This window comes from Rhizorhabdus sp. (assembly GCF_018006725.1).
Lineage (GTDB): Bacteria > Pseudomonadota > Alphaproteobacteria > Sphingomonadales > Sphingomonadaceae > Rhizorhabdus.
Genome location: NZ_JAGMXV010000056.1, coordinates 1 through 23,427 on the forward strand (window position 1 = coordinate 1; position 23,427 = coordinate 23,427).

Genomic DNA, 23,427 nt, shown 5'->3' on the forward strand with positions numbered 1-23,427 from the left:
CACCATGGACGAGGGCTTCTCGCGCGCCGTCCTCAAGGTGTTCGTCGACCTGTATAACCAGAAGCTGCTCTACCGCGACAAGCGGCTGGTGAACTGGGATCCGGGTCTGAAGACCGCGATCTCCGACCTCGAGGTTGAGACCAAGGAAGTCCAGGGGCATTTCTGGCACTTCTCCTATCCGCTCGCCGACGGCAGCGGGACGATCTCGGTCGCGACGACGCGGCCGGAGACGATGCTCGCCGACATGGCGGTCGCGGTCAATCCGGAGGACGAACGCTACAAGGCGCTGATCGGCAAGCAGGTACGCCTGCCGATCACCGGCCGCCTGATCCCGATCGTCGCCGACGAGCATGCCGATCCCGAACTGGGTTCGGGCGCGGTCAAGATCACGCCGGGCCACGACTTCAACGATTTCGAGGTGGGCAAGCGCGCCGGGTTCAAGCCGGCCGAGATGCTCAACATGCTCGATGCCGATGCGAAGGTCGTGCAGACCAGCGACGGGCTCATCCCTGCCGACTATCTGGGCCTCGACCGGTTCGAGGCGCGCAAGATGGTCGTCGCAGCGATCGAAGCGGCGGGCCTGCTCGAGAAGATCGAGGACCGCGTGATCCAGACGCCCAAGGGCGACCGTTCGGGCGCGGTGATCGAGCCCTGGCTGACCGACCAATGGTATGTCGATGCCGAGACGCTGGCAAAGCCCGCGATCGAGGCGGTGCGTTCGGGCGCGATCAGGATCGTGCCGGAAAGCTGGTCCAAGACCTATTTCAACTGGCTCGAGAACATCCAGCCCTGGTGCGTGTCGCGCCAGCTCTGGTGGGGCCACCAGATCCCGGCCTGGTATGACGAGGACGGCAATGTCTTCGTCGCCGAAAACGAGGAAGAGGCGAAGGCGCTGGCCGGCGGCAGGACGCTGACCCGCGATCCCGACGTGCTCGACACCTGGTTCTCGTCGGCGCTGTGGCCGTTCGGCACGCTGGGCTGGCCCGACGAGGTGATGGGCAACCCCTCGCTGTCCGGCGAGACCTCACCCCCGACCCCTCCCCTGAAGGAGAGGGGCTTGCTGGCCCGCCACTACCCCAATGACGTGCTGATCTCCGGCTTCGACATCCTGTTCTTCTGGGATGCGCGCATGATCATGCAGGGCCTGCATTTCATGGGCGAGGTGCCGTTCAAGACGCTCTACCTCCACGGTCTCGTCCGCGCGGCCGATGGCTCGAAAATGTCGAAGTCGAAGGGCAACACGGTCGATCCGCTCGGCCTGATCGACACCTATGGCGCCGATGCGCTGCGCTTCACGCTGACCGCGATGGAGAGCCAGGGCCGCGACATCAAGCTCGATGAGAAGCGGGTCGAGGGTTATCGCAACTTCGCGACCAAGCTGTGGAACGCGGCCCGTTTCGCGCAGGGCAACGGCATCGGCGCCTCGACCGCGATCAAGGCCCCGGCGGCGCAGCTGGCGGTCAACCGCTGGATCATCGCCGAGACGATGAAGACGGTGAAGGCACTCGACCGCGCGATCGAGGATCTGCGCTATGACGAGGCCGCCAACACGATCTACCACTTCGTCTGGGCCAGCTTCTGCGACTGGTATATCGAACTCAGCAAGCCGCTGCTCGGCGAGGATGCCGATCCGGCACAGGCAGCCGAGACGCGCGCCGTCGCCGGCTGGGCGCTCGACCAGATATTGGTGATGCTCCACCCGTTCATGCCGTTCATCACCGAAGAGCTGTGGCACGCGCTGGGCGAACGGCCGTACGAGCTGATCCTGGCGAAATGGCCGCTGTTCGACGAAGGCGCGATCGATGCCGATGCACAGGCGGAGATCGACTGGCTGATCCGGCTGGTGAGCGAAGTACGCGCGGCACGCAACGGGCTCAACGTCCCTCCGGGAACGCGGCTGCCGGCGTACAGCCGGGGCGCGAGCGAACAGACTCTGGCCCGGCTGCGCGCCAATGCGACCGCGATCGCGCGGCTTGCGCGCATCGACCCGGCCGAGGGCGAAGCACCGGCCGGCGGTGCCGCGCAGGTCGTGGTCGACGAGGCCACATTCGTGCTGCCGCTCGAGGGCGTGATCGACCTCGACGCCGAGCGCGCGCGCCTCGCCAAGGCGATCGCCGCGGCGGAGAAGGAGCGCGACGGGCTCGCCAACCGCCTCAACAACCCGGCCTTCGTCGAAAAGGCGAAGCCCGAAGCGGTCGAGAAGGCGCGCGCCGATCATGCGGAGAAGAGTCTCGAGGCGGAGCAGCTGAGCGCAGCGCTGGCGCGGCTCGGCTGAGATGGCGCAACAGCAGCGGGACCTCACGCAGGGGCCGATCGGCAAGACCCTGCTGCTGTTCACCATTCCCACGCTGGCGGGCAATGTCCTCCAGTCGCTCAACGCCTCGATCAACACGATCTGGATCGGGCGCTTCCTGGGGGAGAAGGCGCTCGCGGCGACCGCCAACGCCACCAACATCATCTTCCTGATCTTCTCGGCGCTGTTCGGTTTCGCCATGGCGGCGATGATCCTGATCGGCCAACATGTCGGACGGCGGGATACCGACTCCGCGCGGCGCGTCTTCGGCGCGGCGGCGGGGCTGCTGCTCGGCATTTCCTTCGTGATGGTCGCGGTCGGGGTCGGGTTCACCGACCGGCTGCTCCATCTGCTCGGAACCCCCGCCGACGCCGCGCCGCTCGCCTCGGCCTATCTCAAGACGATGCTGCTCGGCCTGCCGTTCAGCGCGCTCGTCGTCCTCCTGATGATGTCGTTGCGCGGCGTCGGCGACGCGATGACACCGCTCTGGTTCATGATTGCCGGGACGATCATCGACGCGGGGCTCAATCCCTTGCTGATCATGGGCATGGGGCCCTTTCCGCAAATGGGCATCGTCGGCTCGGCCATCGCGACGCTGATCGCCAATGCGGTGTCGTTCACGGGCATGCTGGCGGTCGTCTACTGGCGCGATCTGCCGGTCCGGCTGCGCGGCGCTGAGTTCCGCTATCTGCTGCCGCAATGGACGCTGCTGCGCCTGATCCTGTCGAAGGGCGTGATGATGGGGCTGCAGATGTTCGTCCTGACCGCGACGGGCCTCGTCATGATCGGCCTCGTCAACCATGCGGGCGTCATCGCTACGGCCGCCTATGGCGTCGCGGTGCAGCTTTGGAACTATGTCCAGATGCCCGCGCTGGCGGTCGGCTCGGCGGTCAGTGCGATGGCGGCGCAGAATATCGGCGCGGGCCGCTGGGACCGGGTCGGTGCGATCACGCGCAGCGGCCTGCTCTACAATTTCCTGCTGACGGGCGTCCTGGTCCTGCTGCTGACACTGTTCGACCGGCCGGTGCTTGGGCTTTTCCTCGGTGCCGATAGCCCGGCGATCCCGATCGCGCGCGAGATCCAGCTGATCGCCGGATGGAGCTTCCTCTTCTCGGGCATGACGATGGTCTTCTTCGCGACGGTGCGCGCCAATGGCGTTGTGCTGGCGCCGCTGGTTATAATGATCGTCGGTCTTGTGATCTGCCGTCTCGGCTTCGCGGTGATGGCGCAACGCTGGCTGGGCTTCGACGCGCTGTGGTGGGCTTTCCCGGCCAGCTCGCTGGTCGTGGCACTGCTGTCCTGGGCCTATTATGTGCGCGGCGGCTGGCGCAACCGCTCGCTGGCCGACGAGGCGGTGGCGGCGGAGCGAGGGCTGGCCTGACGGATCAGGCCAGCGCGGGCGTCCCGGTCGGGCGCTGCTGCCGGATCGCCAGTGTGGCTATGGCTCCGGCCGCCATCAGCAACCCGGCCAGAACCAGCACATGGCGCGGGTCGCCGGCGAGGAGCGGGCGATAGATCAGCGGCATGGTCAGGCTCTCGATCATCATCGGGATGACGATGAACATGTTGAGAATGCCCATATAGATGCCCGTCCGGTTCGGCGGGATGCTGTCGGCGAGGATGACGTAGGTGTTGCCCATCATGCTGGCCCAGCCGATGCCGATGCCGATCATCGGCAGCAGCAACAGGCCATGGGGGGTGAAGGGCAGGGCGACCATGGCGATGCCCGATGCGGCCAGCGCCGCGGCGTGGACCGATCGTGCCCCGATGCTGCGGGCGAGGGGGATCATCGCGAAGGCGGCGAGGAAGGCGACGAAATTGTAGAAGCCGCCAATCTGCCCGTTGACGAGAACCGCCTGGCGGAAGCCGCTGCTCATCGGATCGGCCGTGCCGTATAGCGAGCGGGCGAGGGCGAAGGTGATATACTGCCAGTAGCAGAACATCGCATACCACTGGAACAGCATCGCAACCGCCAGCTGCCGCATGGGCGTGGGCATTTCGACGATCGCCGTCTTCAGGTCGCGCAGCGTGGTCCGCACCGACATGGGCTCGGCGCGCATCGCCGCGATCTCCTCCGCCGACAAAGGCAGTTCACGCACCCGGAACACCGACCAGAGGATGGTCGACAGCGACAGGACGGCCCCGATGATGAAGGCGATCCGCGTGACGACGGGGATGCCATTGGGGTCGAGGGCGTTCATGTCGAACCCCCACCAGACCAGGAGTGAGGGCGACAGATAGGAGAGGGTCTGGGCGAGCCCGGTGAAGGCGCTTTGCGTCAGAAAACCGAAGGGGCGCTGGGCCTCGTCGAGCCGGTCGCTGACATAGGCGCGATAGGGCTCCATCGTGACATTGTTGGCTGCATCGAGAATCCAGAGCAGGCTCGCAGCCATCCACAGCGTGCGGCTGTAGGGCATGGCGAACAGGCACAGGCTGCACAATATCGCGCCGATGAGGAAATAGGGGGTGCGACGGCCGAAGCGTGTCACCGTCCGGTCGCTGAGCGCGCCGATCACCGGCTGAACGAGCAGGCCGGTCATGGGACCTGCGAGCCACAGCAACGGCATCGAGGCTTCGTCGGCGCCGAGATAGCTGTAAATCGGTCCCATGTTGCTCTGCTGGAGCCCGAAGCTGAATTGCAGGCCCAGGAAGCCGAGGTTCATCTGGATGATTCGCCCGAGGGACAGGCGCGGCTTGGTCGTCATGGAAGCGTTCATGCCCTTCCTCTCCATCCATCTGGGTCTGTTTTATATGCCCTGTCAGCCATTTGTAATCCTATCTGCAAACGATTGCAATTTGTTGTTGCAATCGTTTTCCGTTCTATGCATCCTGTGTTCAGGCCGAGCTCAGATCGGCGTGGGAGAGAGATTATGAGGCATCTTCGGACAGTCCTGTTCAGCTCCGCCGCCCTGATCGCGGCGGCCCCCCTGTCGGCGCAGACGCAGGCCGAGGCTCCGGCAGGCGATGCGGTTTCGGGCGAGGAGATCGTCGTCACGGCGGTCGCGCGCAGTTCGAACCGACTCAGCACCAGCGTTACGGTCAGCTCAATCGGCGAGGCCGAGATTGCCAAGGCCGCGCCGCGATCGGTCGCCGAGATTTTCCGCAACCTGCCGGGCATCCGTTCCGAGTCCTCGGGTGGCGAGGGCAACGCCAATATCTCGGTGCGCGGTCTGCCGGTCGCCTCGGGCGGCTCCAAGTTTCTTCAGCTGCAGGAGGACGGTCTGCCGGTCCTGGAGTTCGGCGACATTACCTTCGGCAATGCCGACATCTTCATGCGGTCGGACTTCAACATCGCCCGGGTCGAGTCGGTTCGTGGCGGCTCTGCCTCGACCTTCGCCTCGAACGCGCCGGGCGGAGTGATCAACCTGATCTCCAAGACCGGCGAGCAGGAAGGTGGCGCCATCCAGGCGACAGCTGGCGTCGACTATCGCGACTGGCGCATGGACTTCGACTATGGTGGTCGCCTCAGCGACACCGTCCGTTTCCATGTCGGCGGTTTCTATCGCCAGGGCGAAGGGCCGCGCAAAGCCGGTTACGACGCCAACAAGGGCGGCCAGATCAAGTTCAACGTTACCAAGGAATTCGACAGCGGCTATATCCGCCTCTACGGCAAATATCTGAACGATCGCGCGATTGGCTATCTGCCCAATCCGGTGCTGGTGACCGGCACCAATGGCGACCCGAAATATCAGAATCTGCCGGGGTTCAGCATCAACGGCGACACGCTGCATTCGCGCTATTATCGCGACAACGTCACCCTCGACGGCAACAACAATCCGGTGACCCGCGACATTCGCGACGGCCAGCGTCCACTGGTCAAGGCGGTCGGGCTCGAGGCGCAGTTCGATCTCGGCGGCGGCTGGAACGTCACCGAACGCTTCCGCTATTCGGACATCTCCGGTGGCTTCACCTCGCCCTTCCCGGCGTCGGTCGACACGGGCGCGGCGATTGCGGCCTCGCTGGGCGGTGCCGGTTCGACGCTCACTTATGCCAATGGCCCACGCGCCGGCCAGGCCTTCTCGCCGAGCGCCTATCTGGCGCAGATCGTGCTGTTCGACGTCAAGCTCAACAGCCTCGACAACATCACCAACGATATCCGTCTGAGCCGCGATTTCGAGACCGGTCTCGGCAAGCTGACCTTCACCGGCGGCTTCTACAAGTCGCGCCAGACGATCGACACCGACTGGCTGTGGACGGCATCGCTGCTGGAAGTGACCGGCGGCGGCAATGCGGCGCTGGTGAATCTCACCAACGGGGCTGGCCAGGCGCTGACCCAGAACGGCATCTTCGGCTATGGCGCGACCTTCTTCGGCAATTGCTGCCGCCGCAGCTACGATATCCGCTACGACACCAACGCACCCTTCGCCTCGCTGAGCCTGGCGGCGGACAAGCTGACCCTCGACGGCAGCGTCCGCTACGACTTCGGCAGCGCCAACGGATCTGTCGCGGGTGCCGATCTCGGCGGTGGCCGGGTCGGCGTTATCAGCCGCGACATGAACGGCAATGGCGTGGTCTCGGTCCCCGAGACCAAGGTCAGCGTCATCCCGCTCGGCAGCGCGGCACCGGTCGACTACAACTACAAATATTTCTCCTATTCGCTGGGCGCCAACTACCGCTTGTCGACCAACGTGGCGCTGTTCGCCCGCTACAGCCGTGGTGCGCGCGCCAATGCCGATCGCCTGCTGTTCGGTCCGGCGGTCAACACGACCACCGGCAAGCTGACCGACAAGAGTGCGGCGGTCGACTATGTCCGCCAGCTCGAAGGCGGCGTGAAGTTCCGCGACGGCGGGCTGACGGTCAACGCCACGCTGTTCCACGCGCGCACCGAGGAGCAGAATTTCGAGGCGACGACGCAGACCTTCTTCAATCGCACCTATCGCGCGACCGGGCTTGAGCTGGAAGGCGGCTATCGCATGGGCGCGTTCAGCCTCACGGCGGGCGGCACCTATACCGACGCAAAGATCGCGTCCGATGTGCTCAACCCGGCGGTGGTCGGCAACAAGCCGCGCCGGCAGGCGAAGTTCATCTACCAGCTGACCCCGCAATATGACGATGGCCGCTTCTCGGTCGGCGCCAATGTGGTCGGCACGTCGAGCAGCTATGCGCAGGACAGCAACCAGCTGAAGCTTCCGGGCTTCACCCAGGTCAATCTGTTCGCGACGGTGCGGCCGATCGAGCGGGTGATGCTGTCGGTCAACGCCAACAACCTGTTCGATGTGAAGGGCTTCACCGAGGCGGAAGAAGGCGCGATCCCGGCGAACGGCATCGTCCGTGCGCGCTCGATCAACGGCCGGACCATCTCTGCCTCGATCCGATACGAGCTCTAGGCGCCAGCGTCTGGACCCATGGCCCCGCTGTTCCCTCCTGTCTCGGCGGGGCCATGGCATTTTTCTTCACGTCTCTGATCCGGGAATGACTTCGATGGCCTGCCGCTGGACCGCCGACCATCTCGCCGCACTCGATCCGCAGACCATGGCGGTTGCCCCCGTCATCGAGCGGCCGGCGCCGATCCTGCCCGATGTCGACCTGTGGGACTATTGGCCGATCCAGGAAGAGGACGGGCGTCAGGCGGAGATTGCGGGCGGGCAGCTCTTCATCTTCCTGTCGGCGCCGCTCCAACCCGATCCCGACGCCCGCCACGGCCATGCCCGGCTGCGCCTGTTGCACCGCAAGGGCGGCGCATGGCGCGATCTGGGGCTGCTCTTCCCCGACGATTTCTCGCCCGGCAGCCGCGAATGGTCCGGGTCGGCGGTGATCTCGCCCGATCATCACAAGGTCACGCTCTATTACACCGTCGCCGGGCAACGCGGTGAGGAACCGCTGAGCTTCGGTCAGCGCCTGTTCGAGACGCAGGCGACGTTGCGCATCGAGGGCGATGCGATCGGCTTTTCGCCCTGGTCGCCCCCGCGCGAAATGGTGGTGCCGGATGGCGAACATTATGTCCGCGACTTGGAAGGCGGCGGCGGGATCGGCACGATCAAGGCGTTTCGCGACCCGTCCTTTTTCCGCGATCCGGCGGACGGGCGCGACTATGTCTTCTTCGCCGGATCCAGTCCGCAGGCGGCGTCGAACTGGAACGGCAATGTCGGCGCGGCCCGTCGCGAGGCGGATGGCCGCTGGACGCTGTTGCCGCCGGTGATCGATGCCGAGGGTGTGAACAACGAACTGGAACGCCCCCATGTCGTCTTTCACGCCAGCCGCTATTATCTGTTCTGGTCGACCCAGAAGAAGGTGTTTGCGCCCGGCGTTCAGGCCGGACCTAATGGCATCTACGGCATGGTCGCCGACCGTTTGAGCGGCCCCTGGCGGCCGATCAACGGCAGCGGGCTGGTCTTCGCCAATCCGCCCGAGGCGCCGTTCCAGTCCTATAGCTGGTTCGTGCTGCCCGACCTGACCGTGCAGAGCTTCGCCGACATGGTGGGGTTGGCCGAACCGCCGGTTGACGCGGCCGAGGCCCGCGCCCATTTCGGGGGCATGCCGTCCCCCGAACTCACGCTGCGCCTGGAGGGCGACCGGGCCTTCGTCGCATGACCGACGAGGCCCTGATCGCCGGGGTCGAACTGGGCGGCACCAAGTGCATCGCTAGTCTTGCGCGCGGCCGGACGATCCTGCGGCGGGAGCGCTGGCCGACGGCGACGCCCGACACGCTGGGGCTGATTTCGGCCGAACTGGCGCGGTGGATGGCGGAAGAGCCGGTAGCCGCGATCGGCATCGCGAGCTTCGGCCCCCTGATGCTCGACCCCGCGCATCCCCGCTTCGGCCATATGGGGCGTACGCCCAAGCCCGGCTGGGCCGGCGCCGACATATTGGGGCATTTCCGGCAGCGATTCGATCTGCCGATTGCGATCGACACCGACGTCAACGGTGCGGCGCTCGCCGAAGGGCAATGGGGCGCTGCGCAGGGTTGCGGTGCGCACATCTACGCGACCGTTGGAACGGGGGTAGGGCTGGGCGTCGTCATGGATGGCCGTCCGCTGCACGGCCGCATGCACCCCGAAGCGGGGCATATGCGTATCCGGCGGCAGGCTGGCGACGATTTTCCGGGCGGCTGCCCGAGCCATGGCGACTGCATCGAGGGCCTTGTCAGCGGCCCCGGCCTGATGGCGCGCGCCGGACGCCCGCTGGCCGATGTCGATGACGACGATCTGCTGTGGCGGCGCGTCGCAATGGACCTTGGCGAATGGGCGGCGATGCTGATCCTCGCTCTCTCGCCGCAGCGCTTCGTGATCGGCGGCGGGGTGCCCCAGCTGCGGCCCGCGCTGCTGCCGATGATCCGGCGCCATGCGGGCGACCTGCTCAACGATTATCTCGACGACCTCGACGAGGCGGTGATGGAGCGGCTGATCGTACCGCCCGGCCTGGGTGAAGACGCCGGTCCGCTCGGCGCGGTGATGCTGGGACGAGCCGCCCTGGGCCGATAGACGACCCCGATCAAATCGGGGACACCGCGCTGTGTTGTCAGGGACAGTATACTAATTACCGACAAACTTGCGGGCTTAGAAGGCACGCTGCACCGTAATTAGTATACTGTCCCCGAAATAAAGCCGTCACCCGGGCTGGGCGCACTCTGTGGGTGCCATCACATTGATTACACCCGGCGCGACCCGCGCGGTGAACGGGGTCTTTGCCAGTACCTCGCCGTCGATCGAAACCTTGAGCGGCGGGACGGTTTCCACGCGCAGTTCGCGGCCGCGATATTCGACGGTGGTGTCCTTGCGCGCGCGCAGGCGCAGCCAGCTGGTGAACCAGCTCCAGCCGAGTTGCACGGGCGAGCGGCCCACGACGGCCTGAACGACGATCTCGCCGCTCTGCGGGTCGGCGTCGTCGACCAGTTCCACGCCGCCATGATAGGGGCCGTTCGCGATCCGCACCTCGAGCGCGTCGATCTCGTGCCGCTGGCCGTCCTGGGTGACGATCAGGCGGAAGGAGCGGAACTTCATCGATTGCCAGGTCGCCCATATCAGATAGCCGAGGCGGCCCAGGCTCTTCTTCAGCACGGGCGGAATCTGTCCGCCGATCTTGGTCGACAGACCGATCGCGGCGCAATTGCAGTAATAATCGTCGTCGATCATGCCGAGATCGATCCTGCGGGGCGCGCCCGAGGCGATGACGTCGATCGCGCCGTCGAGGTCGAGCGGAATGCACAAAGTCCGCGCGAAGCTGTTGGCGGTGCCGAGCGGGAGTACTGCGAAGATGGTGTCGGTGCCGACGATGGCGTCGACCACCCCGGACAGCGTGCCGTCGCCGCCGCCGACGATCAGCATCGGCGGCCGCTTCGTCATGGCGTCGCGGACGTGGCGTTCGAGCGAACCGGGCTCCTCGACTGCGACCGTATCGATCAGGTCGATGCCCGCCGCTTTGAGTCCTGCGCAAGCCTGATCGAACAGGTCTCTGCCCTGTCGCGACATCGCGTTGACGATCAGGATGGCAGAGCGCGGCAGGATGGCGGAGCGGGGGGCGTCTGGCTGTGTCATGCGCAGCCACAACGCCTCAGATTCGTTTCGGGCCCAATTTCGGCTCAAGCTTTTTTACGGGTCGGACGTCAGAGCTTGGCGATGCGCTCATTATATTTGATCGAGCGCGTGACGATCGATGCCTGCACGTCGAGCACGCCCGGCACGCTCTCGAGCAGATCCGCAGTGATCCTGCCGATCTCTTCCCGGCTGTCGAACAGGCCGACCGCCAATATGTTGAAATTGCCGAGCGTCATGATGACGGTGCGAAGCTGCGGATAGCGGCGCAAGGCTTCGGTTATCGCTTGCGCCTGCCGCATGTCGGCGCGGATGCGGAGAAAGGCGAACTCCGGATTGCCGTGCTGCCGGTGGTCGGTGATCGCGGTGAAGCGCAGCAGGCGACGATCGGTCAGCCGCTTGATGCGGGTCCGCACCGTTCCCTCGGCCAGTTCAAGCCGCCGCGCGATGGCGCGGTTGCTCAGCCGGGCGTCCTCCCCCAGCAGGTCGAGGATGGCGCGATCGGTTTCGTCCAGGTCGATCCGGTTCACCGCGCGATCCCGACGTCGAAATTGTAGAAGACGACGTCGGTCGCGATACAGGCGTCGACATGCGCGATGCCCGCGATCCCGTTGATCGACCCCATCACCGCATCCGACAGTTCGGCGAAGTCATGGACAGCGACCAGCGCCTCGACATGATGGGTGCCGGTGACGAGGTGCACCGCGAAAATGGCGGGGAGGGTGGCCAGTTCCTCGGCCACCGCCTGTGGCGAACGGCCGGTCACCTTGATCGCGAGGGCAATGAGGACGCTGTAATCATAGGCGCCGAAATCGGCCGCTGCGACGATCCGCAGCGCACCGGCATCGGTCATCCGCTGGATGCGGGAGCCGACCGACGCGCGGGTGACGCTCAGCCGCTCGGCAATCTCCTGATTGGAGATGCGCCCGTTCGCCTTGAGCAGGTCGACGATCCTCCAGTCGAGCGCGTCGAAGGCGAATTCGCTGCTGTCACCCATGGCACCTCCCACCCGCATCTTCTCTCCGATCGGCCAGCGTCCCGCAATCGGCATCGCTGGATGATACGAAAGCGTAGAATGAGCATGTACATACTACGCATTAGTCGATTATGAAAATCGGCAGGAGAGATTTTGCGTCGTGATTCGTCAAAAAGATGACGGCAATGGACCGTCGTCATGGCAGGATCCGCCAATCAGAGGATGGACCCGCGCACAGTCGCGGTGATCCAGCGTCGATCCCGCTCTCCGCCACAAGCCGGCATCAAGCCGGAGAGGAGAGGGAGACTTTATGAAGACGCTCAAGAGCGTCCTGCGGCTCGGCGCCGCAGGATCGATCATGTTCGCCATGGCACCGGTACAGGCGCAGCAGGCCCCGGTCGGAACGGCGCCCCAGGCGGCCGGCACGGACGTCACGCTGGGGGACATCGTCGTCACCGCGCGTCGCCGCGACGAGGCATTGCAGAATGTGCCGGTCGCCATCACCGCCTTGTCGGGCGAGACGCTGGCGGATCGCGGCATTCTCTCGACCGAGGCGCTGCGGCAGACGGCGCCGGCGCTCAACATCTTCCAGAACAACCGCAACGAGGCGGGCTTCTACATTCGCGGGCAGGGGCCGGGCATCATCGGCGGAGGCGCGCGCAACTTCACCAGCGTCGCCACCTATTTTGCCGAGGTGCCGACCACCATTGCCGGCTCGGGCGTCTTCTACGACCTGGCGAATGTCCAGGTGCTGAAAGGGCCGCAGGGCACGCTGTTCGGCCGCAACACCACCGGCGGCGCCGTGCTGTTCGAGCCGAACCGCCCGACCTTCGACCTCGAAGGTTATGTGAAGGGCAGCGTCGGCAATCTCGACTATCATGAGGTCGAGGGTATGGTGAACCTGCCGATCGTCGAGGATCGGGTCGCGCTGCGCCTCGCCGGCTCCTGGTCGCGTCGCGACGGTTTCACCAGGTCGATCTACACCGGACAGCGCGCCGACAGCCGCAACCACGACGCCTTCCGCGTGTCGCTGCTGCTGCGTCCGACCGACGGGATCGAGAGCAACACGATCGTCGACTATAATTTCCGCGACAACACCGGCAACGGTCTCGTCCTGCGGGCGATCAATCCCGGCGCGCAGCTGGGCGCCTTGCCGGTTCCCGACGCCCTTCAGCAGGGTTTCGGCCTGCCGGCGATCATCCCGCTGCTGGCTGGCGCACCGACCCCGATCGCCTGCCTGTCGGTGGCGCTGCCCAATTGCCCGACCGGGCCCTTCGGCGGGGCGGTGGCGGCCTTCGTCGCAGGCGCGAATGGCGGTTTCAGCCTGTCGGGGCTGACGCCTGCGCAATTCCAGGACGCGCTGGCGCTGCAGCGGCAGATCGGGGTCCGGCGCAACCTGAACCGCCGGCCGGTCTATAATCGCAACAAGGCTTACGGCATTACCAACCGGACCCAGATCGAGCTGACCGATGATCTGACGCTGAAGAACATCATCTCGATGCGGCGCAGCCGTACCGCCGAGACCACCGACATCACGGCGGGCCTTGATTATGCCTATGGCGAATATCCGGGCACCGGCGATCACCCGCCCTATGTCCGCGGCGCCAACCAGTTCACCGAGGAGGTGCAGCTCCAGGGCAAGCTGCCCGATGCGGGGATCAGCTATGTCGTCGGCTTCTACCATGAGAAGACCACGCCGGGGATCGACCAGAGCTATCGCTCGGTCGTGTTCGGCGCGGCCAGCAACACCGGCAACTATTATCGCGACAGCAGCGACGCGCTGTTTGCCCATGTCGAGTGGCAGATCACCGACAAGCTGCAGCTGTCGGGCGGTTTTCGCTACACCTGGGACAAGCGTTTCCTGACCTCTTCGGTCACCGACGATGCCGGCAACTGCACCCAGACCAACACCGCGACGGGCGGTATCGAATGCCCGGTCGAGGGCAAGGCGAGCTTCAGCGCGCCGACCTTCGACGCGACGCTGCAATATGAGCTGACCGACCGAATCCTCGGTTATGTCGCCTATCGGCGCGGCTATAAGAGCGGCGGCTTCAACCTTCCGGCGCCGGCCGCGCAGTTCGCCACCTTCGGCGAGGAGCAGGTCGACGACTGGGAGGTCGGGCTGAAGGCTGACTGGGACATCGGCGTCCCGCTGCGCACCAACCTGTCGCTGTTCGTCGACAAATATCGCGACATCCAGATCTCGCTGCCGGTGCTCGCCAATGGCTCCTTCATCAACCTCGTCCAGAATGCGGGCAAGGCGACCAACAAGGGCGGCGAACTGGAGGTGCTGCTCAAGCCGTCGCGCAACCTGACGATCGGGGGCTTCGCCTCCTATCTCGACGCCAAATGCGCGACCAATGTGGGCACCGCTTGCCGCGTCGGCCGGCAGATCGCATTCCAGCCGGAATGGAAGGCCGGCATCAACGGCCAATATACGCTGTTCGAAGGCGACGCCGGATCGGTCACCATCACCAGCGACTATAGCTTCACCGACCGGGTGACGACGTCCGACCCCGATACGCCGCTCGATTATTATCCCAGCTATTCGCTGTGGAATGCGCGGCTCGACTGGGCCGACATCTTCGGCCGCGGCATCGACGTCGGCGTCTTTGCCAACAACATCACCGACAAGAAGTACATCGTCGGCGGCTATCCGCTCGCCTCGGCGCTGGGCTTCGACGCGGCGCTCTATGGCGAGCCGCGCACCTACGGCCTCAACATCCGCTACCGCTTCGGCAAGTGAACAGGGAGGAGATGATCGTGCAGACACTCGCAGGAAAGACCGCCCTGATCACCGGTGGCGGCGAAGGCATCGGCGGCGCCATCGCCAGCCGCTTCGCGCGCGAAGGCGCCAATGTCGTCATCGCGGAGTATAACCCGGCGGTGGGCGAGGCGCGCGCGCAGGCGATCGCGGCGGCGGGGGGATCGGCGCTGTTCGTCCAGACCGACGTGACGAAGAAGGAGCAGCTGCTCGGGGCGGTCGCAGCAGCAGGCGAGCGCTTCGGCGGCGTCGATATCCTCGTCAACAATGCCTATGGCGGCGGCCATATCCGTCGTCTCGAGGACAAGACCGACGAGGAGTTCGCGCACAGCTTCGACATGTCGATCATGGCGAGCGTCTGGGCGATGCGCGCCTGCTTCCCGCATATGCGCAAGGCCGGCTGGGGACGGGTGATCAGCATCTGTTCGCTCAACGGCGTCAACGCGCATATCTATTCGGCCGATTTCAATGCGGGCAAGGAGGGGCTGCGCGCCCTGACCCGCACCGCCGCGCGCGAATGGGCGCGCTATGGGATCACGGCGAACATCATCTGCCCGGGTGCCGCCAGCGCCGCCTATCTGCGCTTCAAGGCCGAATATCCCGACAATGCGGCGGCGATGGACGCGCTCAATCCGATGGGGCGGACCGGCGACGTCGACGAAGACATTGCCCCGGTGGCGCTGTTTCTCGCCAGCGAGGGCAGCCGCTATCTGACCGGCAACACGCTGTTCGTCGATGGCGGATCGCACATCAACGGCGTCGCCTGGGCGCCCGAGCCCGAACAGGTCGGCTGACGGCGGGCAGGGAGGGTGCGACATCTCCTCCCCGACGCCATCGGCTTTGCACTGTGCCGCGCCGGGTCTAAAGCTGTGGCATGACTCACGCATCCTTCCCCGCCCTTCGTCTCCGCCGCACCCGCCGCCACGGCTGGAGCCGCGCGATGTTCGCCGAGACCGTGCTGACCCCGGCCGACCTGATCTGGCCGGTCTTCATCGCCCATGGCGACGAGGTCGAGCCGATCGCCTCGCTGCCCGGCATTTCGCGCTGGCCGCTGTCCCAGATCGCGGCGAAGGCGAAGGAAGCGCGCGACGCGGGTATCCCCTGCCTGGCGCTGTTCCCCAACACCCCGCGCGAGAAGCGCAGCGATGACGGGCGCGAGGCGCTCAATCCCGACAATCTGATGTGCCGCGCGATCCGGACGATCAAGGATGCGGTCCCCGATATCGGCTTGCTGACCGACGTCGCGCTCGATCCCTATACCAGCCACGGCCATGACGGGCTGGTCGACGCCGAGGGCTATGTCCTGAACGATCCGACGAAGGAGATCCTGGTCGGACAGGCGCTGGTCCAAGCCGAGGCGGGCAGCGACATCGTCGCCCCGTCGGACATGATGGACGGCCGCATCGGCGCGGTCCGCGAGGCGCTGGAAGGCGCGGGTCATGTCAATGTCCAGATCATGGCCTATGCCGCCAAATATGCCTCGGCCTTCTACGGCCCCTTTCGCGACGCGGTCGACACGCGCGGCCTGCTGAAGGGCGACAAGAAGGGCTATCAGATGAACCCCGCCAATGCGCAGGAGGCGCTGCGCGAAGTGGCGCTGGACCTCGCCGAGGGCGCCGACAGCGTGATGGTCAAGCCGGGGCTGCCCTATCTCGACATCGTCCGGCTGGTGAAGGAGCGCTTCGAGGTGCCGGTGTTCGCCTATCAGGTGTCGGGCGAATATGCGATGATCGAGCATGCCGTCGCCGCCGGTGCGGCCGACCGCGACGCGATGGTGCTGGAGACGCTGATGGCGTTCAAGCGCGCCGGCGCCTCGGGTGTGCTCAGCTATCATGCGCTTCACGCCGCGCGCCTCATGGGCGCATGATTGGTACCGAAAGGCTGATCCTGCGCGGCTGGCGCGACGAAGACGCCGCGCCCTTCCTCGCCATGGGGCAGGATCCCGAGGTGATGGCCTATCTCGGCCCGCTGCAGACGGCGGACGACGTCGCGGCAGCGATCGCGCGGCAGCGGGACTTGCTGGAAGCGATCGACCATTGCTTCTGGGCGCTGGAGGAGCGGGCGAGCGGAGCGTTCATCGGCTTTTGCGGGCTGAAGCCGGGGGCGGCGGGCACGCCCGTCGAGGGCCGCACCGAGATCGGCTGGCGGCTGGCGCGCGAACACTGGGGCAAGGGATATGCCCGCGAAGCCGCGCAGACGTCGCTCGACTGGGGCTGGGCCCATGGCGTCGACAGCATCTGGGCGATCACCGTGCCGGCCAATGTGCGCTCCTGGGGCCTGATGGAGCGGCTGGGCATGACGCGCCGTCCCGACCTCGACTTCGATCATCCGCTGCCCGGTCTCGAGGAGCGGTTGAAGGCCCATGTCACCTACAGCATCGAAAGACCGCGATGAGCTACGACCACACCGTCCTGACCTATGAGGGCGCCACGCCCGAGATCGACGACAGCGCCTTTCTGGCGCCCGGATCGCGCGTGATCGGCCATGTCCGGATCGGCGCGGAGGCGAGCCTCTGGTACAATGTCGTGGTGCGCGGCGACGGCAACTATATCCACATCGGCGCGCGGACCAACGTTCAGGATGGCAGCGTCATCCACATCTCGACCGGCACCCACCCGACCGTGATCGGCGACGACGTGCTGATCGGCCATATGGCGACCGTCCATGGCTGCACGCTGCACGACCGCGCCTTCGTCGGTTTCGGCGCGCTGGTGATGGACGGCTGCGTGATCGAGTCCGACGCGATGCTGGCGGCGGGCGCGATGCTCACCCCCGGCAAGCGCATCCCGAGCGGCCAGCTCTGGAGCGGCCGCCCCGCCCGCTACATGCGCGACCTGACGCCCGAGGAGATGGCGAACAACCAGAAGGGCGTGGCGGCCTATGTCGTCGAGGCGCGCAAGCATAAAAAGGCGCTGACGGAATCGGGGAATGGCTCTGGAGGCAGCCCCCACGGCAATTGACACGGCCGGCATCCGGTCTCCGCGATATGCACGCGTGCATTCTGGTCTGGGCGGAGAGCAGATAATGGCTCCCTTGCACCCGTTGCCGCGATGCGGGCGGGGGCCTATCTAGGCTCTCTGTCCGCATCGAGGTTTCGGTTCCATGTCCAGCTATGAAGATCGGTTGAAGGCGCTCCGCGAGGAGTTGGCGCGGCGCAGGCTCGACGGGTTCGTCGTGCCGCTGACCGACGAGCATATGAGCGAATATGTCGGCGCCTATGCGCAGCGGCTTGCCTGGCTGACCGGTTTTCAGGGGTCGGCGGGTTCGGCGGTGGTGCTGCCGGCAGAGGCTGCGATCTTCGTCGACGGGCGCTACACGCTGCAGGTCCGCGAGCAGGTCGACGGCCAGCATTGGAGCTATCAATCGGTGCCGCAGACGAGCACCGCGCAGTGGCTGGAGCAGCATGCCCCCGACGGCGGCCGTATCGGCTATGATCCCTGGCTCCACACACGGGGTTGGGTCGAAGCCGCGCGCAAGGCGCTGGCGGGCAAGGGCGCCGAACTGGTTGCGGTCGACACCAACCCGGTCGATGCGATCTGGCCTGACCGGCCCGCGCCCTCGGCGGCGCGGCTGGTGGTGCAGCCCGATGCGCTGACCGGGCAATCCTCGGCCGCCAAGCGCGCCGACATCGCCGACTGGCTTGCGGCCCGGAAGGCTGACTCGGCGGTGCTCTCGGCGCTCGATTCGATCGCCTGGGCGTTCAACATTCGCGGGCAGGATATCGACCGGACGCCGGTCGCGCTGGCCTATGCGCTGGTCCATGCCGATGCGACCGCTGATTTGTTCGTGGCGCCCGACAAGCTCGACGAGGCGGTGAAGGCGCATCTTGGCAATGGCGTGCGTTTGCATGACCGGGCGGCGTTCGAGCCGGCGTTGAAGGCGATGGCGGGCAAGACGGTCGCGGTCGATCCCGAGCGGGCGGTGGCTGCGATCTTCGAAGCGCTCTCGGGCGCGGGTGCGACGCTGATCGAGGAGCGCGATCCGGTCGTACTGCCCAAGGCGATCAAGAATGCGGTCGAGATCGCCGGCCACAAGGCGGCGCAGGCGCGCGACGGCGCGGCACTCAGCCGCTTCCTCCACTGGCTGGCGGTTGAGGCCCCCAAGGGCGGGCTCGACGAGATCCAGGCGTCCGACAAATTGCAGGCCCTCCGCGCGGAGACCGGGCTGCTGCGCGATCTGTCGTTCGACACCATCTCGGGCGCCGGCCCCAATGGCGCGGTCGTCCATTATCGCGCGAGCGACGAAACCAAACGCATCCTGGAGCCCAATTCGCTCTATCTGGTGGATTCGGGCGGGCAATATCAGGACGGCACCACCGACGTGACCCGCACCGTCGCAATCGGGACGCCGACCGCCGAGATGCGCGACCGCTATACGCGCGTCCTGAAAGGGCATCTCGCGATCGCCCGCGCGGTCTTCCCGAAGGGCACGCGCGGCGGTCAGCTCGACATATTGGCGCGCCAGCATCTGTGGGCGGCTGGGCTCGACTACGCCCATGGCACCGGCCACGGCGTCGGCGCCTATCTGTCGGTGCATGAGGGGCCGCAGCGCATCGCGACCTTCGGCGGGGGCGACGAGCCGCTGCAGCCGGGCATGATCCTGTCCAACGAGCCTGGCTATTACAAGACGGGCGAGTACGGCATCCGGATCGAGAATCTGATCCTGGTGGAAGAGCGCGCGATCGAGGGCGGCGAAAAGGAGATGCTCGGCTTCGAGACGCTGACCTTCGCGCCCTATGAGCGTGCCCTGATCGACACGGATATGCTGGATGCGGGCGAGATCGCCTGGATCGATGCCTATCATGCGCAGGTGCGGGCGGTGGTCGGACCCCAGCTGGAGGGCGATGCCGCTGACTGGCTGGCGGATGTTACGGCGCCATTGCTTGTATCCATGGATAACGACGCTTAACACTTCCCCGCCGAGCCGCGACTCATTGCTGCGGACGGCCGGATTGTGGGGTCCGGTTGCTTTGCAGGGGGTGGGGCTTAAGCGCTATATGGATCGGCGGTCGATCAGGCTGTTGCGCTGCGCCGTGCTGCCGCTCGCCTGGCTCGCGCTGGGCGCGGCTTCTCCCTTGTGGACGCCGCAGGACGTGAACCAGCGCCTGCTGGCCGCGCACAATGCCGAGCGCGTGCGCCTGGGCATTCCTCCGCTGGTGTGGAGCGACAAGCTGGCGCGCCAGTCGATGGAGTGGGCACAGCAGCTTACCCTCATCGATGGGCTCGAGCATAGCGACACCGCCGATTATGCCGATCCGACCGACGGGGAGGAGGGCGAGAATCTCTGGCGGGGCACGAAGGGCTATTACACGCCCGAGCAGATGGTGAATCTGTGGGTCGACGAGCGCAAGATCTTCGTCAACGGCCCCTTCCCCCGCAACAGCACGACGGGGCAGTGGCGCGATGTCGGCCATTACACCCAGCTGATCTGGCGCTCCACGACCCAGGTGGGCTGCGCGATTGCCAGCAACGAGCAGGACGAGGTCCTGGTCTGCCGCTATCTCGAAGGCGGCAACGTCATCGGCGAAAAGCCTTACTGATCCTCGCCCGCAGCCGGCCCCCGCTCTGCCGGGGGCTGGTCGTTCTGCGCGCGTGCCTGCGCCTTGCGGCGGCGCAGATTGTCGCGCAGCGCCTGCGCCAGCCGCTCGGCGCGCTCCTCGGCGGCAGACCGGGCGGGGGGAGTTTTGTCGTCGCTCATGGCGAGGATCGATAGCCGGATCGAAATAACAGGCAAGCCGCCTTGACGGACGCCTCCGCATTGTCCATAGGCCCGCCACACCGCAGGGACTTAGCGCCCCGGTCGCCCGCAACATGCTGGCAGTGCTGCCGTAGCTCAGTGGTAGAGCGCATCCTTGGTAAGGCTGAGGTCGTGAGTTCAATCCTCACCGGCAGCACCATTCAGTCAGAAGCGAACGGGGTTTCAGAGACCGCTTGGCGGGTCCCCCAGAAAAGCCCGCGGTTCCGGGGCATTTCCAGGCCAGCCTTGAAAAGTGTGGACAGAGACCGGCTCGGTCTCGGGCGAATCTGGCCAATTTCTGACCACCGTCTCTACCGGCGAGAAAACTGTCCACGAATTTTCATGAGGCTGGAAAAAGGCGAGGCGCGTTCGCGGCGCGCCTCAGCTTAGTTTGGTATGAGGTTGTTCAAGAGAAACCGAGCAAGCGCCTCTGCTCGTTCCATTCGATCGGCAGGTCACCAACGCGCAGTAGTGAGCGTGCCGTGAGTTCGATGGGCTGACGGCCATCCAGGATTGCCATGACGATGTCAGGTGCTAGGAAGCTAAGTCGAGCCAGCCGAACCGCCTGCCGCCGGGAAGCCCCGGTAGCTTTCCCATTTCGCAAATCCCGATAGGCGATCCGCGCTTGGCCTAGGAGATTGATGAGCCGATCGTCTCGCACCGCCGGTCGCGCTTCCGGCGCTGCATAGATCAGCTTCAGCTCATGACCCCGGCGGCGCATCTGAACTGGAATGGTCAATGTTATGATTTTGCCGGTCTCAACCGAACCGTTGCAGAAGAGCAGTCCGAGGAGCTTGTCCGCTTCGATCTCGATCGAGATATTTTCCTGACGGAGGATGATGCGGGCTCCCAGCCTGTCCAAAAGACTACCGAGCGCGGCTGCATCGTTAGCACAAGTGGCAAGGCCGGTGCAGGCGTCTCCGAGGCCCTCATTGGCTTGCATTGAATCGGCGAGCTCGGCGGATATGCGAAGCGGGTTACCAAGAAAGGCAGTCAGCTCCCGCTGGATGATCGCTTCGACATCGATCGCAGGGATGCGCCAAGCGGCCTCGGAATGTTGTGAAGACGCTCGCGAGGCGTAGTAGCGGTAGCGCCGGTTGCCGCGGTTGGCGTGGGCCGGCCCCATCGGTCTACCCAGCGCGTCCTCCAGATGGCCGCTGAGCGGGCTGGGCAGGCTTTTCCTCGTGCGGGCCAAATTGACGGCCTTGCTGAACAGCATTTGATTAGCTTCCCAGAGATCCGGGGAGATGATCGCTTCATGCTCTCCATCGTAGATCTGATCGCCGTGGCGTATCTGACCGATGTAGAGGACGTTGCGTAGAAGATAGGCAAGAGCTCCGACGCCATAGGGCGCGCCGCCCGTAACCCGTCCATCCTGCATGGTCCGGACCTTTGATCGGATGCCCTTGGCCTCAAGGTCGTCGGCCAGTTCACGAACCGAGCCCAGCTCAACATGCCGGTTGAAGATGTAACGGATGGTCTCGGCCTCCTCCTCATTAATGAGGAGCTTTCGGTCCCCGAGGTCATAGCCCATCGGGATCGGGCCGCCCATCCACATGCCCTTCTTCTTGGAGGCCGCGATCTTGTCTCGTATACGCTCGCCGGTGACCTCACGCTCGAATTGGGCGAAGGAGAGAAGGACGTTGAGCGTGAGCCTCCCCATGCTGGTCGTGGTGTTGAAGGCCTGGGTCACCGATACGAAGCTGGCGCCATGGCGGTCGAGCACCTCGACGATGCGGGCGAAGTCCGACAGGGCACGGGTCAACCGGTCGACCTTATAGATCACGATGACCTGAATGCGGCCGCTCTCGACATCGGCTAGCAGGCGCTTGAGGGCAGGGCGCTCCATCGTCCCGCCGGAATAGCCACCATCGTCATACAAGGTGGGATCGAGCTGCCAACCTTCATGGACCTGGCTGGCGATATAGGCGGCGCAGGCTTCGCGTTGGGCATCGAGGCTGTTGAACGCCTGATCGAGCCCCTCGTCGGTCGACTTACGGGTATACACCGCACAGCGAACCTGCCGGGCTCCGGTCGAGGTTGTGGCAAGCGTTTTTGGTCCGCGCTTAGCCATGAGCCGCCGCTCCTCTCGATGGGGGAGGCGGCCTTCGCTTCAAACCGAAGAAGCGGGGTCCGGACCAGTGCGCACCGGTGATTTCTCGCGCTATTTGCGATAGAGACGCGAAGCGTTGACCGTTGAAGCTAAAACCACCCTCATCGACCATGACGGTATGTAGTTTGCCGTTCCACTCGCGCAGAAGGCGTGACCCGGGCTTCAGCTGGATTTCGGGCTCGGGGAGAGGCGTCACCCCGTCAGCGACGATGTCGAGCATACGCTGGGCTTGTGCGGGCAGGCCGCCGAGACACGTTTCCTGCAGCCGGTAGGCCAGTATCCTGCAGAGGAGCGACGGTGGTACGTCAGGCACTCCCTCGCTGAAGGCGAATAGCCATTCTTCACGGAGCTGCGCTGGCGACATCGTCGCCAGCGCAGTCAGACTTTGCTCGAGCTTGTAGTTCATCAGCCTGCCTTCGTGATGCGATAGACACTGCCCTTCGGGGTCGTCGTCCGGTCGATGTCATACCCCTTCTTGCGCAAGCCGCTCAGCACCGCCCGCGCTGAATGCGCCTGCCAGCCCGTCGCCTCAATGATCTGGTCTAGCGATGCGCCGGACTTGCGGCTCAGCATCTGGATCACCTTGACCTGCTTGCCGCCCGGTACCTTGGCGTCCGTCGGTGCAGGAGGTGGAGGCGCGGTGTTGGTGGCCGGCTTCTTCACCGGCTTGCGTTCACGGTGCGCACAGCTCATCACGGGATGATCGGGGGCCGCGCCGCTGATCTCGGCGGTCTCGCGTCCGGCGTCGTTGATAATCGCGCCAAACATATTCTCGTCATCGGCGCGGTAGCTCATCTCGGGTTCGTCGACATTAACCTCCTCGGCCAGGCCGCGGTCGACGAGGAGGCTGACTGCCTCGCGAACGTGGATGTCGTACTGGGCGATATGGGCCGGTGCCGGCAGGATAGAGCCGCCTTCGGTCTTGGCGGCGGCAGTGAGGAGAATGAGTGTCCGTCGTCAGAACATTTGGCACAACTCGCGGCGTAAATTAGCGGAGTGCGGGCCTCGTCCTGGGGTTGATATTAAGCGGCGATCTTGCGGTGGAGCAAGCGGCGATGTTCGATGGTCTTCCGT

General features: G+C 65.4%; 20 protein-coding genes and 1 tRNA gene. 13 read left to right on the plus strand and 8 right to left on the minus strand.

Features of this window, described 5'->3' with window-relative positions; genetic code table 11:
- Both KAY22_RS10115 and KAY22_RS10120 read left to right on the plus strand, forming a co-directional pair.
- Positions 1 to 2,275 (plus strand): valine--tRNA ligase (locus KAY22_RS10115; RefSeq protein ID WP_296622885.1); only part of this gene is annotated, 2,275 nt, incomplete at its 5' end.
- A 1-nt stretch (position 2,276) separates the two neighbouring features.
- Positions 2,277 to 3,674 (plus strand): MATE family efflux transporter, encoded by a 1,398-nt coding sequence (locus KAY22_RS10120; RefSeq protein ID WP_296622887.1) that lies wholly within the window; start codon positions 2,277 to 2,279, stop codon positions 3,672 to 3,674.
- 4 nt (positions 3,675 to 3,678) lie between these two features.
- Here the strand turns inward: KAY22_RS10120 and KAY22_RS10125 are convergent, their stop codons facing one another.
- Complete coding sequence (locus KAY22_RS10125) at positions 3,679 to 5,010, minus strand: MFS transporter (protein ID WP_296622889.1); 1,332 nt, start codon at positions 5,008 to 5,010, stop codon at positions 3,679 to 3,681.
- Between the two features lie 153 nt (positions 5,011 to 5,163).
- On the opposite strand from KAY22_RS10125, the gene KAY22_RS10130 reads away from it, so the two are divergent.
- The 3 genes from KAY22_RS10130 (at position 5,164) to KAY22_RS10140 (ending at position 9,714) form a co-directional block, all read left to right on the plus strand.
- A complete protein-coding gene (locus KAY22_RS10130) occupies positions 5,164 to 7,620 on the plus strand; it encodes a TonB-dependent receptor (RefSeq protein WP_296622891.1) in 2,457 nt (818 codons plus the stop codon).
- Positions 7,621 to 7,714: 94 nt separating this feature from the next.
- Positions 7,715 to 8,824, plus strand: a complete 1,110-nt coding sequence (locus tag KAY22_RS10135; protein ID WP_296622893.1) for a glycoside hydrolase family 68 protein — start codon at positions 7,715 to 7,717, stop codon at positions 8,822 to 8,824.
- Positions 8,821 to 9,714, plus strand: a complete 894-nt coding sequence (locus tag KAY22_RS10140; protein WP_296622895.1) for an ROK family protein — start codon at positions 8,821 to 8,823, stop codon at positions 9,712 to 9,714. The genes KAY22_RS10135 and KAY22_RS10140 overlap by 4 nt, the downstream gene beginning before the upstream one ends.
- Positions 9,715 to 9,840: 126 nt before the next feature.
- Here KAY22_RS10140 and KAY22_RS10145 read toward each other — a convergent pair whose 3' ends face one another.
- The 3 genes from KAY22_RS10145 to KAY22_RS10155 all read right to left on the minus strand — a co-directional run bounded on the left by KAY22_RS10145 (position 9,841) and on the right by KAY22_RS10155 (position 11,761).
- Positions 9,841 to 10,767: a YegS/Rv2252/BmrU family lipid kinase gene (locus KAY22_RS10145; RefSeq protein ID WP_296622898.1), complete on the minus strand. Its 927-nt coding sequence runs from the start codon at positions 10,765 to 10,767 to the stop codon at positions 9,841 to 9,843.
- Between the two features lie 68 nt (positions 10,768 to 10,835).
- On the minus strand, positions 10,836 to 11,294 hold the full coding sequence (locus KAY22_RS10150) for an Lrp/AsnC family transcriptional regulator (RefSeq protein WP_296622901.1): 459 nt from the start codon (positions 11,292 to 11,294) through the stop codon (positions 10,836 to 10,838).
- Positions 11,291 to 11,761, minus strand: coding sequence for an Lrp/AsnC family transcriptional regulator (locus KAY22_RS10155; RefSeq protein ID WP_296622904.1), 471 nt, complete (start codon positions 11,759 to 11,761; stop codon positions 11,291 to 11,293). The genes KAY22_RS10150 and KAY22_RS10155 overlap by 4 nt, the downstream gene beginning before the upstream one ends.
- A 289-nt stretch (positions 11,762 to 12,050) precedes the next feature.
- Here KAY22_RS10155 and KAY22_RS10160 point away from each other — a divergent pair, with 289 nt between their 5' ends.
- The 7 genes from KAY22_RS10160 (at position 12,051) to KAY22_RS10190 (ending at position 20,043) form a co-directional block, all read left to right on the plus strand.
- Positions 12,051 to 14,486 carry a TonB-dependent receptor gene (locus KAY22_RS10160; RefSeq protein ID WP_296622906.1) on the plus strand — a complete coding sequence of 812 codons (2,436 nt, stop codon included), beginning with the start codon at positions 12,051 to 12,053 and terminating at the stop codon, positions 14,484 to 14,486.
- An 11-nt stretch (positions 14,487 to 14,497) separates the two neighbouring features.
- Positions 14,498 to 15,298: an SDR family oxidoreductase gene (locus KAY22_RS10165; RefSeq protein ID WP_296622908.1), complete on the plus strand. Its 801-nt coding sequence runs from the start codon at positions 14,498 to 14,500 to the stop codon at positions 15,296 to 15,298.
- An 80-nt stretch (positions 15,299 to 15,378) separates the two neighbouring features.
- Positions 15,379 to 16,371 carry a porphobilinogen synthase gene (gene hemB, locus KAY22_RS10170; protein ID WP_296622910.1) on the plus strand — a complete coding sequence of 331 codons (993 nt, stop codon included), beginning with the start codon at positions 15,379 to 15,381 and terminating at the stop codon, positions 16,369 to 16,371.
- Entirely contained in the window at positions 16,368 to 16,898 is a 531-nt protein-coding gene (locus KAY22_RS10175) for a GNAT family N-acetyltransferase (RefSeq protein WP_296622912.1), read from the plus strand. The genes hemB and KAY22_RS10175 overlap by 4 nt, the downstream gene beginning before the upstream one ends.
- Positions 16,895 to 17,464, plus strand: a complete 570-nt coding sequence (locus tag KAY22_RS10180; protein ID WP_296622914.1) for a gamma carbonic anhydrase family protein — start codon at positions 16,895 to 16,897, stop codon at positions 17,462 to 17,464. The genes KAY22_RS10175 and KAY22_RS10180 overlap by 4 nt, the downstream gene beginning before the upstream one ends.
- Before the next feature lie 142 nt (positions 17,465 to 17,606).
- Positions 17,607 to 19,412 carry an aminopeptidase P family protein gene (locus KAY22_RS10185; RefSeq protein ID WP_296622918.1) on the plus strand — a complete coding sequence of 602 codons (1,806 nt, stop codon included), beginning with the start codon at positions 17,607 to 17,609 and terminating at the stop codon, positions 19,410 to 19,412.
- An 88-nt stretch (positions 19,413 to 19,500) separates the two neighbouring features.
- Positions 19,501 to 20,043: a CAP domain-containing protein gene (locus KAY22_RS10190; RefSeq protein WP_296622921.1), complete on the plus strand. Its 543-nt coding sequence runs from the start codon at positions 19,501 to 19,503 to the stop codon at positions 20,041 to 20,043.
- Here the strand turns inward: KAY22_RS10190 and KAY22_RS10195 are convergent.
- Positions 20,037 to 20,201: a hypothetical protein gene (locus tag KAY22_RS10195; protein WP_296622923.1), complete on the minus strand. Its 165-nt coding sequence runs from the start codon at positions 20,199 to 20,201 to the stop codon at positions 20,037 to 20,039. The genes KAY22_RS10190 and KAY22_RS10195 overlap by 7 nt on opposite strands.
- 124 nt (positions 20,202 to 20,325) lie before the next feature.
- Here KAY22_RS10195 and KAY22_RS10200 point away from each other — a divergent pair.
- Positions 20,326 to 20,400, plus strand: a tRNA-Thr gene (locus tag KAY22_RS10200).
- A gap of 246 nt (positions 20,401 to 20,646) precedes the next feature.
- Here the strand turns inward: KAY22_RS10200 and KAY22_RS10205 are convergent.
- From KAY22_RS10205 to KAY22_RS10215, 3 genes are read right to left on the minus strand one after another with little or no spacing between them, the layout of a single operon-like run.
- Positions 20,647 to 22,314 (minus strand): recombinase family protein, encoded by a 1,668-nt coding sequence (locus KAY22_RS10205; protein WP_296622926.1) that lies wholly within the window; start codon positions 22,312 to 22,314, stop codon positions 20,647 to 20,649.
- Positions 22,307 to 22,759, minus strand: a complete 453-nt coding sequence (locus KAY22_RS10210; protein WP_296622928.1) for a DUF2924 domain-containing protein — start codon at positions 22,757 to 22,759, stop codon at positions 22,307 to 22,309. The genes KAY22_RS10205 and KAY22_RS10210 overlap by 8 nt, the downstream gene beginning before the upstream one ends.
- On the minus strand, positions 22,759 to 23,148 hold the full coding sequence (locus KAY22_RS10215; RefSeq protein WP_296622930.1) for a DUF3489 domain-containing protein: 390 nt from the start codon (positions 23,146 to 23,148) through the stop codon (positions 22,759 to 22,761). Before KAY22_RS10215 ends, KAY22_RS10210 begins: the two co-directional genes overlap by 1 nt.
- Positions 23,149 to 23,427 lie beyond the last annotated feature (279 nt).

Excerpts from the sequence above, each read along its gene's own strand:
- KAY22_RS10215 (WP_296622930.1), bottom strand. The coding sequence starts at position 23,148 with ATGAGCTACCGCGCCGATGACGAGAATATGTTTGGCGCGATTATCAAC.
- KAY22_RS10175 (WP_296622912.1), top strand. The coding sequence starts at position 16,368 with ATGATTGGTACCGAAAGGCTGATCCTGCGCGGCTGGCGCGACGAAGAC.
- KAY22_RS10135 (WP_296622893.1), top strand. The coding sequence starts at position 7,715 with ATGGCCTGCCGCTGGACCGCCGACCATCTCGCCGCACTCGATCCGCAG.
- KAY22_RS10155 (WP_296622904.1), bottom strand. The coding sequence starts at position 11,761 with ATGGGTGACAGCAGCGAATTCGCCTTCGACGCGCTCGACTGGAGGATC.
- KAY22_RS10145 (WP_296622898.1), bottom strand. The coding sequence starts at position 10,767 with ATGACACAGCCAGACGCCCCCCGCTCCGCCATCCTGCCGCGCTCTGCC.
- KAY22_RS10180 (WP_296622914.1), top strand. The coding sequence starts at position 16,895 with ATGAGCTACGACCACACCGTCCTGACCTATGAGGGCGCCACGCCCGAG.
- KAY22_RS10210 (WP_296622928.1), bottom strand. The coding sequence starts at position 22,759 with ATGAACTACAAGCTCGAGCAAAGTCTGACTGCGCTGGCGACGATGTCG.
- KAY22_RS10190 (WP_296622921.1), top strand. The coding sequence starts at position 19,501 with ATGGATCGGCGGTCGATCAGGCTGTTGCGCTGCGCCGTGCTGCCGCTC.
- KAY22_RS10160 (WP_296622906.1), top strand. The coding sequence starts at position 12,051 with ATGAAGACGCTCAAGAGCGTCCTGCGGCTCGGCGCCGCAGGATCGATC.
- KAY22_RS10165 (WP_296622908.1), top strand. The coding sequence starts at position 14,498 with ATGATCGTGCAGACACTCGCAGGAAAGACCGCCCTGATCACCGGTGGC.
- KAY22_RS10185 (WP_296622918.1), top strand. The coding sequence starts at position 17,607 with ATGTCCAGCTATGAAGATCGGTTGAAGGCGCTCCGCGAGGAGTTGGCG.
- KAY22_RS10120 (WP_296622887.1), top strand. The coding sequence starts at position 2,277 with ATGGCGCAACAGCAGCGGGACCTCACGCAGGGGCCGATCGGCAAGACC.
- KAY22_RS10125 (WP_296622889.1), bottom strand. The coding sequence starts at position 5,010 with ATGAACGCTTCCATGACGACCAAGCCGCGCCTGTCCCTCGGGCGAATC.
- KAY22_RS10140 (WP_296622895.1), top strand. The coding sequence starts at position 8,821 with ATGACCGACGAGGCCCTGATCGCCGGGGTCGAACTGGGCGGCACCAAG.
- hemB (WP_296622910.1), top strand. The coding sequence starts at position 15,379 with ATGACTCACGCATCCTTCCCCGCCCTTCGTCTCCGCCGCACCCGCCGC.
- KAY22_RS10205 (WP_296622926.1), bottom strand. The coding sequence starts at position 22,314 with ATGGCTAAGCGCGGACCAAAAACGCTTGCCACAACCTCGACCGGAGCC.
- KAY22_RS10130 (WP_296622891.1), top strand. The coding sequence starts at position 5,164 with ATGAGGCATCTTCGGACAGTCCTGTTCAGCTCCGCCGCCCTGATCGCG.
- KAY22_RS10195 (WP_296622923.1), bottom strand. The coding sequence starts at position 20,201 with ATGAGCGACGACAAAACTCCCCCCGCCCGGTCTGCCGCCGAGGAGCGC.